Below are 12,705 nucleotides of genomic sequence, written 5' to 3'. Positions count from 1 at the left end.
CTGCCGGAGGCCAGGAGAGTGCGGCCAAAGCCTCACGGCCGCGTCTCGGTGCGACGGCGGCATTTCCATACGACCGCATGACGGTAGAGCGGTTTAGAAAGACCTTTCCTCGCGCCCGCTGGAAAGACGATCTGAAGGCGTGGTTCGTCCCAGGCAAAACTGCGGCGCGGCGTCGATCGATGGCTCGAACGAGAGCGTTCTCAGACGGAAACCCATGGCGATCTCAAATGCCGGGACGCCTTTGCCTTTGATCCCCCCTTTCCAAGTATCTTCGTCGGCTTGATGACTATTTGGAAGTGGTGACGCCCTATCCACGCGTCGTCGTCGTTGATGAGATGCGCGAGGTGCCATTTGCCTCCTGGAATGCCGATCGCCGTGTATGGACGGTCCCCTACCGGTCCTATGAAGCCCTGCGCCGGCGCTGGAGCCGGATCGAGGAGGCGGCTAGGCGTGATTGTTGAGTCCCCGTTCGATCTGTCGTGCTGAGGCGAAAAATGTCATCAAAGCTGGGCGATGCGTATTTCCGCGCCCGTCTGCTCACGTGCGGACGCTACCCGTGGCCTTTCGTTCTAGCAAGGGCACCGCAAACACCGAAGACAATGAACCCCACCCGCTGCCGCAAGGTGACGGGCTTATTGCTATGCTCTGGAACAGCCCGATCCAATGCAAGTTGGGGCCAACGCAGCGCACTCCCCACGTTCCTTCGCGCTGCTGCCCAAGGGAAAACTTGGTCGGCCCGCGCTTTTCTGCCAGGGGCGCGGGCCAAACCCCGCAGCCCGCTGACATTCGGACTTGCGCTTGCGAGTCCCTGCGATAGGCCGTATCCATTTGCGGCGAGGGGTATCTGAGGACCTGGTAGTGCTCCCGCTTGGGACGGGGGGACTGCAATGGGGGATTTGCGCTCAAGGGCTGAAGTCTCGACGTTCGATTGCAACATTATGCGCGATGCCTTCCGCGTCATGGTGCGTGAGGAACATATCCCTGAAGGCGAGTGGCAGGAATTCGCTGCTCAGCTATTTCGTGATTATACCGGCTACGAAGAGATCGAACCGCGCTTGCTGGAATGGATCACGCGCAAGTAGGGCGTTATCCACCGCTGGTACCAGTGAAATTGCATTTAAATTGGCGCGCCAGGATCGCGTGGTAGCTGCTGGTTTAGGAGCGTGGCTAGTGCCGTTGTGATCTGCGCGACGGCAAATGGCTTTGAAATCATGATGCTGTTTGGAACGCCCCGTTTAGCCCAATGCAAGGCACTGTCACCGCTGACGTAGACAACTGGCATGGCTGGTGCGGCCTGACGCAAATATTTGGCGAGTTCCCATCCACATTTCCCGGCCCCCAAACGAATGTCGGTGACTAGGGCACGAATATTCGATGGGTCTGTGTCAAACACCTCGATCGCAATTTCTGCGTTTTTCGCGCGCACGACCTCGAACCCAGCGTCTTCTAACCCCGATTCAATTTCCATTAGAATTAGCGGGTGATCTTCTACGACCAAAATCACGACTGTTACACCGGCCCCCTCAATGGACGGCATCTTGCGATGTAAGAGAAAATTAGTCCATGCTAATAGCCTTCCCTATTGAGGTTGGCTATCCACCCCCATAGGGCGTATGGTGACATCGTCGCCCGCGAGATTTGCCGGCATCGGACGTTTGGAAGTGAACATCATGCTTTCGCCCTAGCAGGGAGATGGAAGCATGGATTCCGTCAAAGATTATCTTCGTGACATCGTTTGGACCGCCTTGTCCATTCAGGACCGGATATTGGAGCGAATCAGGAAGCGGGCGGCCGACAGGGCAAGAGGAGCAGCTGCTTGAAAGTTTACTCGAAAACCTGAAATCCGCGCAGGATGCCTCCGGCGGCAGGAGGATAAGTGGAACCTATCAATCAGCATTCTCGCCACCTCCGGCCGCCGCTGCGCAGCAGCCGCAAGACCGCCCATCAAATGTTGAGTGTGTTACGAGCGCGCCGTATAGGTCGATGCGGATTCGGGCTCGCCCCGCTCACTGATAACCGCACGCGCAGCCTCGGCAACATCCTCCTTTTTGGAATTGCGAATCGCCTTGCGCTTAACCTGTGATAGTGCCTGTTCGTTCCGTTCAGAAGATGGCACAGAAGTCACAGGCTCCCCGGAGGCAAAGGCGTTCCACTGATCGATGCGGCGCAACAGACTGATTGAAGCTTGATGGCGAGGGGTGATCTGGCTGAGCCAATGAGACTTCCTGTGTCAACCTTTAGGGATATGCAGGCGTGCGGCGGGGTGTTTGTTGGGGTCGCCGGAGGGCGGCAGCAGGCGGCTGGCTTACCTGCAACCAGACGCATAATTGTCTAGGCGGACGGAGAATTTCCTAGCTCGTACGAGCCAGCATCGCCTGCAAAGCGCGCCGCATGCTCACGCTGGATATGCTGAAAAATCCCCCGTAGGGCTGACTAAGGTCGGCGATAACGAACATAACGCTGCTGAGTGAGATCGCGCTTAGAAGCATGAGGGTCCATGTCAGTTTCGTTCGTGGAGCGATGAGACCGTGGCAGGCGAAAATAATCATGAGCCACACGATCAGAATTCCGTAGAAGGGTTGCAGCAATTCACTGCGTGCCGCCTCGATCACGCCGAGACGGGCCGTAGAGACTTTATCATATCGGGCACGGCACATCGCTGCGATCGCCGTGTGTTGCGGATCGGCTGGCATGAGTTCGTTCACCTGGAGACCGATCTTGTTCATCAGCTCTTCAAGTTCCGGTGTGGCGCCCACAACAGGCATACGCGACGTGTCAGGGTAGGAAACACCGGTGGGCCGAGCTTCGTTAGGCCAAGTGCTCGCAATAGCGGCAGCGGTGTAACCTGCTAGGTCGACGCGAATGCGGGCGGCGTCAGTTCCGTAGTCATGTAGGCACGCATCCATTAGGTCAAGCTGCAGGGCATATTGCTGCCGGTCCAGAGCCGAATTGTCGTAGGCCTGCTTCACCGACGCGGTGAGAAGACCGAGAACAACCGCCGCAAAGGTCGCAAGCAAACCTACGGTTAACTGCATCAGCAGCGTGGCTTCCGGAGTCTGGTGCTGCGCGGGAAGCCAACCCCGGATAAGGATGCCCAAGCCTGCTCCAACGCATAGCAGCAGAAAGACCACTATTGCTGACAAGACCTCGACCAAGTGCCGCCCTCCTTCGACTGTCCAATCCTGCCCGCGACCGCCGCGCCTTCGTGTTTGCCGTGCGTACCTCTCATCCTGCCACAGGACCTGAAGGTGAAATAGCCGGCCCAGGATCCTGCGTACGTGAGGGCGAAGTCGTCGAGCATATGACATGTCGAGCCGCCATCTCGCGCCGGACCTGGTTTCGGCATTGTCGCGAGGACTGGAACCAGCGGGCATTCGCCTGGAATGGAAAGCCGCGCCGGTCAGCCCCGCCGGGCTAATAATCACCTTAGACTTCCCGCACCTCGCGCTGATCGCGCTCAGAGTTTCAGGCTCGTGCGAATGACGGTGACCGCACCGATGCGGCCGATATCTTGTCAGTTCGTGGTCGTCGATGTGTTTCGACGATGTCGGCTGCGAGTTGGGAGGTCAGGCCGCCGACGAGCCAGCGCGAATGCCGCATCCAGATGGCGCGCGCCGTGCTGGTTCTCGGGGCGGGTTCCTGCCTGGAACACGGAGCCGGCGAATCCTGCATGGTGCCTGCGGCGATGAGCCGATGATCGGAACGAACAGCTCCGTCAATTCCTCGAGCCACTCAGCAATCATCGCTGAGCTCTGCCCGGCCGGACGATGCACCGGAAGCCGAGATGGGAGATCGAAGTGTCCACCGGCTGAGCCATCCGCGCGGCCGGACGGTCGCGCCGGCGCGCGCACATGCGAGCCGCCCCTGGTGATGTTGCGCGGGATTTCACATTCGGCTGGCGGGGATCATAGCTCGCTTCACCGCGCGGGTTTTCGGCCGAGCAGCACGGGGTCAGGCCCCAGGAAGAAAACTGCCTACGCTCACGGAGATGAAGGACGGGAACCGGACCTTTGGTGACGTTGCTCGGACGAGGACCAAATGAGTACTCGCGTCAATCTCGAGACAGGAGCTGAGCGTCTGGAAGACACCCGCCGGCCACGGCGACCGCCAGAAGCCTTGCGGATGACAGAGACCGATGTCGCAGTTCCTAAGCCGCCTCGGCAGCGACGTTCACGGCTGACACTGCGAGCTGCGTAAGGGCTTCATCGGTGTCCTTTTCCTCGCCAAGGGTAAGCTCGAGAAGCTTAACCGCTTCGGCCATGCCGAGCTCGCTAGCCCAGGTCCGCAACGTACCATAGCGGGAGATTTCATAGTGCTCTACTGCCTGAGCCGCCGCAAGGAGACCAGCATCGAGAGCCTGAGAGCCCTTGTACTCGTCCATGATTTCGGCGCCCTCCTCGGTGATGCCCATAATGGCGGCACAGGTCTTGCCCTGGGGCTTCTTGCCTAGGGCTTCGAATATTTTCTCCAGGCGCGCGACGTGCTCCTGGGTCTGGCCGCGGTGCTTTTCGAAGGCTGCCTTAAGGTCAGGGCTTTGTGCCGCCTTGGCCATCTTGGGAAGTGTTGCCAGGATCTTCTTCTCGGCGAAATAGATGTCCTTCAAAGTGTCGACGAAGAGTTCGTTCAGGCCTTTCGTTGAGGCCCTTTTGGCGGTTGCCATGACTGTCTCCCTTTTTTCACTGCCTCACAAACGGGGCGGACGAGAAACAAAATTGCGCCAATGCAGTTCCATCGGGATTAGACTGGCATGCCGAACGGCTCTTGCCGGCGGTGCATGCAGATGCAAAATCACCGCCGAATTCCGACAAGCCATCGCCACTGCCGGCACACCTCTTTGTCACCAGCTCGATCAATCATCGCCACACATCGACTCCTTATCCATCCAGCAGGACGACTGACCGACTTTCGATCCGGCTCCACGCGCCTACAGAAAGGAGCCTGGTTAACCCTGTCGAATCTAGATGCGCTTGGCCTTCAGCCGGCGTATGACAAATTAGCAGGAGGGCATCTGGGAGGAGCCCATTATGTTTGAGGTGCGAAGTTTTATCGCCAAGCTGGTGAAACGCGAGCGGATAGCTGCCAAGCAGCGAGCGATGCAGCCGATAGCGAACACAATCGCCGATCGGCCTGTTCACAACAGACCCCGGCCAGTCAGGAACAGACCGTCTCCGCCGCAACATCACGCCGCCAGCAACATGTAGGCTGCCAGACGCCCTGGGCCGCGCCTTTTGCCGGCTGCGGCCCTCTCCGTACCCATTTGGATGACCGGAGGCCGGGCTCGGTGGCAGCCCCTGAGGGACCGTTGGGGAGCAATATTGTGCTATCGCGAATGCTTTGAGGTTATCCTCGCGAAGCTGGTGCGAACCTGTTACCCTAGCAGATGCATATCCCGCACGCTAAGCACGAACGTGGCCCCTTTCTTCGTCGCCGTCGGCGCATCGGGATCAGATGGCCTCAGCGACATTAAAGACCTTCTTAGCAACCTGCCCAAGGACCTGCAGGCCATCGAGGGCGCTGGACACATACATCGCGGGCAGACTGTCGACATCCTCTTCAATTCTGTGGCCGTTCACGCCAAGACGTGCGCAATCGGCATCGTGTTATCGGGCTCGCTGAGTGATGGCTCACGTGGACTTGCCGCAATAGCCCACGCCAGCGGCGCAACGAGGGTCCTTACCGAGGCCGGCGAGATCAAAGCCGGGATGCCGATGAAAGCGGCAATGTATGATGGGCCGCTCGACTTCACCGGTTCTGCCGATCAGATCGCCGGTGGGGTCATCCGAAGAGTGCGGCGAGCTCAGCCCCAGCCACTACTCGTTTAATCGAAAGCGAGGGGCAACTGAACATAACATTCTCGTTTGGTCCCACGGTCGGCAGCTCGCGTGCTGGTCAGGTCCCCGATACCCAGCCAGCCCCGCTTCCCTGCCGGTGAAGCAGGCCCACACGGTCGGCAAAGGTGGCAAGCTCCTTCGTTGGAACCTAAACGCCCATAATCGGTTGGGCGCTTGGTGGCAGTGGCCCTCCAGGCTCGCCGCTGGTTGAGGTCCGGCCTCAACTGCCCGCGCTTCTGCCGAGGGCGCGGGCTATCACTTAGGCCCAGAAAATGCGACGCAAGGTAGACAAATTAAGGCACGAACGGACTGACCGCGAATTTCGAGCCGTCATCGATGCGGAGCGCAGAGCCCGTGAAGAGAAGACGGCTCGTCTAAAGGCCGATCGGCTGGGGCAGCGTTCCGTCCCGCATGCAAATGTCGAGCCGAAGAACTTACGCTAGTCCGTGCAGCATGGGTAGGCTGCGGGCTTTTTTGCTACCGCCAAGAACCGATTCTATCGGCCCAAGGTCATTGCCTGGCGCCCATTGACACCTCCCAGGCCGGGAGGCGCCGAAGAGTTGTTCAGACAGCTTCGGGGCGCCCTCCGGACCCCCGAGAGCAACACATAAGACGCCGGTCGGCTTTGCCCAGGCCTTCCAAAAAGGTGATACCTATTGTGATACCTATTGTGATACAAATTCGCGTCAGGTACACAAAAAGAAAAATAAAAACAATAGCTTATCCATCGGATCGATCCCAGCCGATGGGTTTTATGAATTCACCGAACCAGCAGAGAAGAGCAAGAAGCGCAAGGACAAGTGGCTCTTCACCAAGCGCGACGAGCCGGTCTTCTGCATTGCCGGGATCTGGCGCGATACCAGTGATGCCGGGGAGGCGTTCACCATGCTCACGATGGAACCTGGCCCGGACATCGCGCCATATCACGATCGGCAGATCGTGATCCTGGAGCGCAAGGATTGGGCGAGTTGGCTTGATCCCTCCGTGTCCGCCAAATCCCTGATCAAGCCGCTTCAGGCGGGGACGCTGGTCGTGGAGCAGGTCGGGTGATGTGAGGCGGTGCGCCGCTCAATGCTGCCGCGATTTGGGCGGAGGCATTTTAGGCGCACCAAGCCTGTGGGCCCCGCGGCTATATGGCGCGAAGGTTTCATCATTGGCGAGCAACCAACGCCCCAGCCGAGACCGGAGCTGAATCGTCGTCAGGCCTTCGAACGGACGCGAGGCGGTGCCTTTTGCGAGAGCTCGATCCAGACCGGCGCGTGATCGCTGCTTCTTTCCCAGCCGCGCACCTCGACGTCGACCTGGGCGTCGATCAGCCGCTTCTTCAGTGACGGGCTCAGCAGAAGGTGGTCGATGCGCAGGCCTGCGTTGCGGCCGAAGGCATTGCGGAAATATTCCCAGAAGGTGTAGATCTTCTCACCGGGATGACGCGCGCGCAGTGCATCGGTCCAGCCTTGTTTGAGCAGCGTCGCGTAGCCGGCGCGCGCCTCGGGCGCAAACAGGGCATCGTCCAGCCAGCGCTCGGGCTTGTAGACATCGAGTTCGCTCGGCATGACGTTGAAATCGCCTGCCAGCACCACCGGCTGATTGGAGCCGAGCAATTCTGCCGCGTGGTCAATCAATCGCTCGAACCAACGCAGCTTATAGTCGAATTTCGGGCCAGGCTTCGGATTGCCATTCGGAAGATAGAGACACCCGATAATGATGCCATTGACTGCTGCTTCGATGTAGCGGCTATGGCTGTCGTCGGGGTCGCCCGGTAGGCCGCGCCGCGTTTCGTGAATCTTGCCGACGCGGCTCAGGATCGCGACGCCATTCCAGCTTTTCTGGCCATGCCAGATCACGTCATAGCCAAGGTCGCGGATTGGCCCTTCGGGGAACTTCTCCTGCGGCGCCTTCAGTTCCTGAAGACAGGCAATGTCCGGCGCTGCCTCTTCCAGCCAGCGCAGCAGCACTGGCAGGCGGCCGTTGACGCCGTTGACGTTGTACGTCGCGATCTTCATGGCGTTATAGATCCGGGAGGAACTGATCGGCTCGGCCCCATCCCGCGAGGGCCTTCGATGCGGCGCGCTTCTTCAACTCGGGCGCATCGCCGACATGGAAATGGGAGGGCGCATCGATTGTCTTCATCTCCGCCCAGGTGACCGGTGCCGCGACCGGGGCTCCTGGCCGCGACCTGGCGCTATAAGGCATGATCGCCGTTGCGCCGCGCTGGTTGCGCAGATAGTCGACGAAGATCCGTCCCTTCCGTTTCGCCTTCGACAACACGGCCGTGAAGTGAGCGGGGTCGCTCTGCGCGACCGCCTGTGCAAGCCCTGAGGCGAAGGCCTTTACCTCAGGCCATTCAGCTCGCGGCGTGAGCGGCGCGATTACATGCACGCCCTTGCCCCCCGTCAGCATCGGGAAGGTGGTCAACCCAAGGGACCTTAGTATATCGCGGAACTGGAATGCGGCAGCGCGAACCGCCTCGAAATCCAGTCCCTCGTCGGGGTCAAGGTCAAAGACAAGGCGGTCGGCCTTCTCGACGTCTTCGATGCGAGCTCCCCATCCATGGAACTCGATCGTTCCCATTTGCACACAGGTCACAAGCCCCTCGGCGTCGTCGACATAAAGATAGGGCTCCTCGTGACCATCCTTTTCGGTGATCCCGACCTGATGGACCTTCTCGCCGAAGCTCCCCGCGTCATGCTTTTGAAAAAAGCATTTCTTTGCTCGGCCCTGTGGGCAGCGGACAAGACTGATCGGCCTGCTGCCGGCCCAGGGAAGCATGATCCCGGCGACTTCGGTGTAGTGATCGGCAAGCTGACCCTTGGTGATGTTGGATTCAGGGTAGATCACGCGGCCGCGATTGCTAATCGCGATCGTTGTCGTTGTCGTTGTCGTTGTCGTTGCCGGCGGCGGCAGTGTCGCTGTGCAGTGTTCCGTCTCGAGCACGACCGCTTCCGGTTTCTTGTCCTCGCGCAGCCCGAGATAGCTTGGATGCCGCAGTGTTCCTTCATTGGTCATCTCGGTGAAGGCGATCTCGGCGACAAGCCTGGGGCGCAGCCAGTGCGCGCCGCGAACCTCCGCCCGCGGCGCTTCGACCGTGGCGGCCTTCTGCTCGAGTGGCGCCATGCTCTTCATCAGCCGGGCCATCTTGGCAGCATCGAAACCAGTCCCGACTTTGCCGGCATAGCGCAGCTTTCCGCCGTCATGGACCCCAAGGATCAGCGATCGAAAGGCGCGATCCTTGTCTGACGGGGTCCAGCCGACGAGCACGAATTCCTGACGTTTGATGCACTTGATCTTCAGCCAGCTTCCATCGCGGGCTCCGACATAGTCCGAATCCGCCAGCTTCGAGACAACCCCCTCGAGGCCGGCGCCGCAGAAGCGGTTCAGCAATTCTTCCCCCCGGCCCTGGATATGATCGGAGTAGCGAAGGATGGGGCTCTTCGCTGGCAGGATCGTCTCCAGTTTCCCCTTGCGCTCCAGAAGCGGCAGCCTCGTCAGGTCTTCCCCGTCCAGTTGGAGCAGGTCGAAGGCATAAAAATCGATGCTCACGGGAGCAGCCTTCAACGCGTTCTGCAGCGCCTGGAAATTGGATCGCCCCTCGGTGTCGATGACGACAGCCTCTCCGTCGATGAGGGCGGAGCGAACGTTAAGCCTGCGTGCCTCGGACAGGATCGAGGGAAAGCGGTCCGACCAGTCCAGACCGGAGCGCGTATAGGCGCGCGCCTCGCCGCCGCCCAGAGAGACAAGAATACGGTAGCCATCGTATTTCATTTCGTGGATCCAGCGGTCGCCGGGAGGAACCGTGTCCACCAGTTTTGCGAGCTGGACCGGCCGGAATGCGGGCGGCGCGAGTTTGGGTGCGCCGTCGGACGCCGGCTTCGCAAGGGGAGATGAAGATCCTTTGACTGAGGGCCGACGCAAAGCTGACTTGCTCACTTGAGTTGACCCTGTTCAGACCGAACTGTGCAATGGATCATTTCGAACACCCAGCTATATCTTCGGTTTCTCCGCGGCGTCATTGAGCATGTCGCGATCGTTGCCGACCGCGTGATCAGGTCTTCGGCCTGTTCTGCTGATACTTGCGCGCGAAATAACCGCCCTCGCAGCCTTCACCGCCGGAAACCGGCCGACGGTCTGCGGCGCCGCGCTTCAATTTGTTGTCTGCCATTATCGTCTCCCCTGTTCCATAGGCGCGCCGTCACGACGTTCCAGCTGTAACGCTCTGGGATGGCTTGCGATCCTGAGCCGGGCAAGAATTCGGCGTTTCACCTTCTCGCGTCTTGACGTTGATGTTGTTGATGTGAAGGTCCGGGATACAGGTTGCACGGCTACCCAGCCCATGGGCGGCAGCTGCGTGAATAGCTCATTATTTGAAGTGTCCGGAACTGCGCAGCTTCGCCAGCAGGATCATTGCGGTTCCGCGGTATTCAGCGCGCACATGCTCGCTCAACGGAGACGATTCCCAAGCAGCCAGTTCGGCGACGAAATGAGAAGCGTCACCATTTACTGACGCGCATCTGAGGCGGCCACCCTTCTCGAGCACGACTATCGCCGCATCCGATTCACCGTACCCTATTGCGGCCATCCGCTGAATGTTGACGTCCCCATCGATGCGGACGTCGAACAAGACAGATCCCGCCGTTTTATCCGCAGCATCGGCCACCCTGTCGGAAAACGGTCGCTGTAAGCCATCGCTATCGGCGATCGATTGCTCAAACAGGACCATTTCAACGTGTCCAGCCACCATGCTGGCGACTAGTGCGCGGTCCCTCAAAATTGGCAATGGCCACGGCTGAACATCCGTATATCGCAGTCATCTTTCACACAGGAATCACCGTATGGCCACGACGCACCAACAGCGTGCACATCCGTGCCTATCGAATAGAGGACGTGAACCCGGGATCAGGCTGACGCGGATGCGCTCGGTCTGAGATCGTGGCGAGCACGAACAAGGCGACGGCGAACGCGAGTGGCGCCAACAGAAGAGCGGCGCAAATCGGGTTGATCTTCCACATGCGAGGACAATCTGTGCAGCTATTTAAACAAGCCCGAACAAACATCGTTAACGCGGCCCAATCGAGCCGGGCAAGGATCAACTATGATTTCATACTGTTACGGCGGCGCCCGCGGCGCAGATGAACAATGCCCGGCCAAACCACCACAGCCCCGTTGAACGGCTGGGTCGATGAGGTGCGCTTCACCAAAAGCGGCGCGCTATCCTTCAGATGGGTCTCACCGTGCAGCCGCTGCCGTCAAGCCAGGAGTGCCCCCTTTTGGCTTCGTCCTGCTCGTCGCCATTCAGCCGCCTGCGCCTCGGCCTCGCTACAGAACCAGCGCTCCCCATACTGCGGGCCGATCCTTCCCAATAATGTCTTGGCCCGGGGACGTGACAAATGTGCTCGGCGCTATTCTGGCTGATGTGACGTTGCATCTCCTGAAGTCACGGCCGATCAACTGGCGACAGGATCACCGACAAACCAGCACCGCCCGATGACAGCGCCGTCTGCGGATGAATCGGACAAGAGGCGTTTAAGCACTGGGCCAAGCTGCGGCGCTGGATCGACGAATTCTAGGCGTATTCGCGCCCGACTGGCTTCACGGTGGCTAGAACCGCGGTTGGTCCTTTGCGCTACAACCAGGGCGTTCACCATGTTACCGGCGGCTTTCGGGCGTGATGGTCATGGGCGGGGCGGAACGAGAGCAGTTTGAGGAGCGGTGTTATGTCTGGTGTCCGCAATTGGTCAAGCTCTACGATGAAGCGAAAACATACATCGACGGAAAATGGCTGACGATTGCCATCTCATCGGCAGATGATCTGCACAAAGTGACGAAGCTTCTAACTATAAGCGCCCGCCAGATGTCTCGTCGGCATCACGCAGCAGTTCGACATCAAGGTCTTCGCGGAAGGCGTCGAGCCGATAGCCAACTGCGTGAGAGATCGAAAAGACCTTCCACGTCTGCAATTTATCTCGAACCAACAATCACTGGAGGAGACTATTCCCATGAAAGCATCGTAGTGATGGACCAGGCTGCAGGAACAGCCGGGATGAAGCTAGTGGAGCGGCCCGAGCCGCATGCCGCAATAAACGACGTGGTCGTGCAGGTTCATGCAGGGGGATTCGTCAACACCGAACTGGAATGGCCTTCGACCTGGGCTGATCGAGCCTTCAGGTGACCGACGCCGTCGATCCTCGGCCATGAGCTGGCCGGCGTGGTCACTGCACCGGTTTATGATACGACGGTGCTGCCGGTCGGGCAGCGGGTGTTCGCCCTTGCGGATTGGCATCGCGACGGCACGCTCGCGGAGTATGTAGCCATGGAGGCACGCACCTCGCGCCGCTGCCGGGCGATGTCGACCTTACAGCGGGCGCGAGCCTGCCGATCTCGGGCCTGACCGCATGGCAGGGGCTGTTCCAGCATGGCCGCCTTGAGGCGGGGCAGAGCGTGCTTGCTCATGGCGCAGCGGGTGCCGTCGGTTCGGCCGTGACGCAGCTTGCGCGAGAAGCCGGCGCCTATGTCGTCGGCACCGGGCGCGCTTCTGACCGCCAGAAGGCGCTCGACTTCGGCCGAAACGAATTCGTCGACCTGGGGAAGACACCCTGGAAGACCTCGGCGCAGTCGATTTGGGTTCGGTGTCGCTATCGTCGTTGTGCAGACCTGCCGTGACAATGCTGCCGATTGGTACGCACTAGCGAAGGAAACCGATCGGGAAGGATGACAGCTCTGCCGCAATTCATCTTGTCAGCACAAGCTCTAATCAGGCTTCATAGCGGTCTGCGGGGTTTCAGCGTCCCAAATACTGCAGTTCCGATTGCGTCCGCGAACTCAAGGCCTGTCCTCTCCCTGATCGGCATTACTTTTGAACAGCAAAAAGGGCCGGCGG

The 12,705-nt window shown here is 59.7% G+C and carries 8 protein-coding genes and 3 pseudogenes; 5 read left to right on the top strand and 6 right to left on the bottom strand.

The window, feature by feature from the left end; all coding sequences use genetic code 11:
• The first annotated feature begins 887 nt into the window (after window positions 1-887).
• Window positions 888-1,082, top strand: a complete 195-nt coding sequence (locus tag LB555_RS02650) for a hypothetical protein (protein ID WP_140793023.1) — start codon at window positions 888-890, stop codon at window positions 1,080-1,082.
• A 35-nt stretch (window positions 1,083-1,117) separates the two neighbouring features.
• Here LB555_RS02650 and LB555_RS02645 read toward each other — a convergent pair whose 3' ends face one another.
• The 3 genes from LB555_RS02645 to LB555_RS02630 form a co-directional block, all read right to left on the bottom strand.
• On the bottom strand, window positions 1,118-1,504 hold the full coding sequence (locus tag LB555_RS02645; protein WP_224682221.1) for a response regulator: 387 nt from the start codon (window positions 1,502-1,504) through the stop codon (window positions 1,118-1,120).
• Window positions 1,505-2,351: 847 nt separating this feature from the next.
• Entirely contained in the window at window positions 2,352-3,155 is an 804-nt protein-coding gene (locus tag LB555_RS02640) for a DUF4239 domain-containing protein (RefSeq protein ID WP_140877057.1), read from the bottom strand.
• 992 nt (window positions 3,156-4,147) lie between these two features.
• Window positions 4,148-4,660 (bottom strand): ferritin-like domain-containing protein, encoded by a 513-nt coding sequence (locus LB555_RS02630; RefSeq protein WP_140877059.1) that lies wholly within the window; start codon window positions 4,658-4,660, stop codon window positions 4,148-4,150.
• A gap of 748 nt (window positions 4,661-5,408) precedes the next feature.
• On the opposite strand from LB555_RS02630, the gene LB555_RS02625 reads away from it, so the two are divergent.
• Together LB555_RS02625 and LB555_RS02620 are read left to right on the top strand one after the other, a co-directional pair.
• The gene (locus tag LB555_RS02625) at window positions 5,409-5,822 is read left to right on the top strand and encodes a chemotaxis protein CheB (protein WP_224682220.1); all 414 of its coding nucleotides are present in this window, start codon (window positions 5,409-5,411) and stop codon (window positions 5,820-5,822) included.
• A 744-nt stretch (window positions 5,823-6,566) separates the two neighbouring features.
• Window positions 6,567-6,881, top strand: a pseudogene (locus LB555_RS02620) (SOS response-associated peptidase family protein); the annotation flags it as partial.
• A gap of 149 nt (window positions 6,882-7,030) precedes the next feature.
• Here LB555_RS02620 and xth read toward each other — a convergent pair.
• The 3 genes from xth to LB555_RS02605 form a co-directional block, all read right to left on the bottom strand.
• Window positions 7,031-7,834 carry an exodeoxyribonuclease III gene (gene xth / locus LB555_RS02615; protein WP_140877063.1) on the bottom strand — a complete coding sequence of 268 codons (804 nt, stop codon included), beginning with the start codon at window positions 7,832-7,834 and terminating at the stop codon, window positions 7,031-7,033.
• A gap of 4 nt (window positions 7,835-7,838) precedes the next feature.
• Window positions 7,839-9,758, bottom strand: a complete 1,920-nt coding sequence (ligD, locus tag LB555_RS02610; RefSeq protein WP_224682219.1) for a DNA ligase D — start codon at window positions 9,756-9,758, stop codon at window positions 7,839-7,841.
• Window positions 9,759-10,188: 430 nt separating this feature from the next.
• Entirely contained in the window at window positions 10,189-10,569 is a 381-nt protein-coding gene (locus tag LB555_RS02605; protein WP_140877065.1) for a hypothetical protein, read from the bottom strand.
• A 718-nt stretch (window positions 10,570-11,287) separates the two neighbouring features.
• On the opposite strand from LB555_RS02605, the pseudogene LB555_RS02600 reads away from it, so the two are divergent.
• Together LB555_RS02600 and LB555_RS02595 are read left to right on the top strand one after the other, a co-directional pair.
• A pseudogene (locus LB555_RS02600) lies at window positions 11,288-11,691 on the top strand (DUF3788 family protein); the annotation flags it as partial.
• Window positions 11,692-11,841: 150 nt separating this feature from the next.
• Window positions 11,842-12,448, top strand: a pseudogene (locus LB555_RS02595) (NADP-dependent oxidoreductase); the annotation flags it as partial.
• Window positions 12,449-12,705 lie beyond the last annotated feature (257 nt).

Source organism: Mesorhizobium sp. BR-1-1-10, assembly GCF_020165595.1.
In the GTDB taxonomy this organism is placed as follows: Bacteria; Pseudomonadota; Alphaproteobacteria; order Rhizobiales; family Rhizobiaceae; genus Mesorhizobium; species Mesorhizobium australicum.
This window is presented reverse-complemented; position numbering and strand designations above follow the sequence as displayed.

What these genes read in the sequence shown, in the direction of transcription:
- LB555_RS02630 (WP_140877059.1), bottom strand. Translation starts at nt 4,660, where the DNA reads ATGGCAACCGCCAAAAGGGCCTCAACGAAAGGCCTGAACGAACTCTTC.
- LB555_RS02650 (WP_140793023.1), top strand. Translation starts at nt 888, where the DNA reads ATGGGGGATTTGCGCTCAAGGGCTGAAGTCTCGACGTTCGATTGCAAC.
- LB555_RS02605 (WP_140877065.1), bottom strand. Translation starts at nt 10,569, where the DNA reads ATGGTGGCTGGACACGTTGAAATGGTCCTGTTTGAGCAATCGATCGCC.
- xth (WP_140877063.1), bottom strand. Translation starts at nt 7,834, where the DNA reads ATGAAGATCGCGACGTACAACGTCAACGGCGTCAACGGCCGCCTGCCA.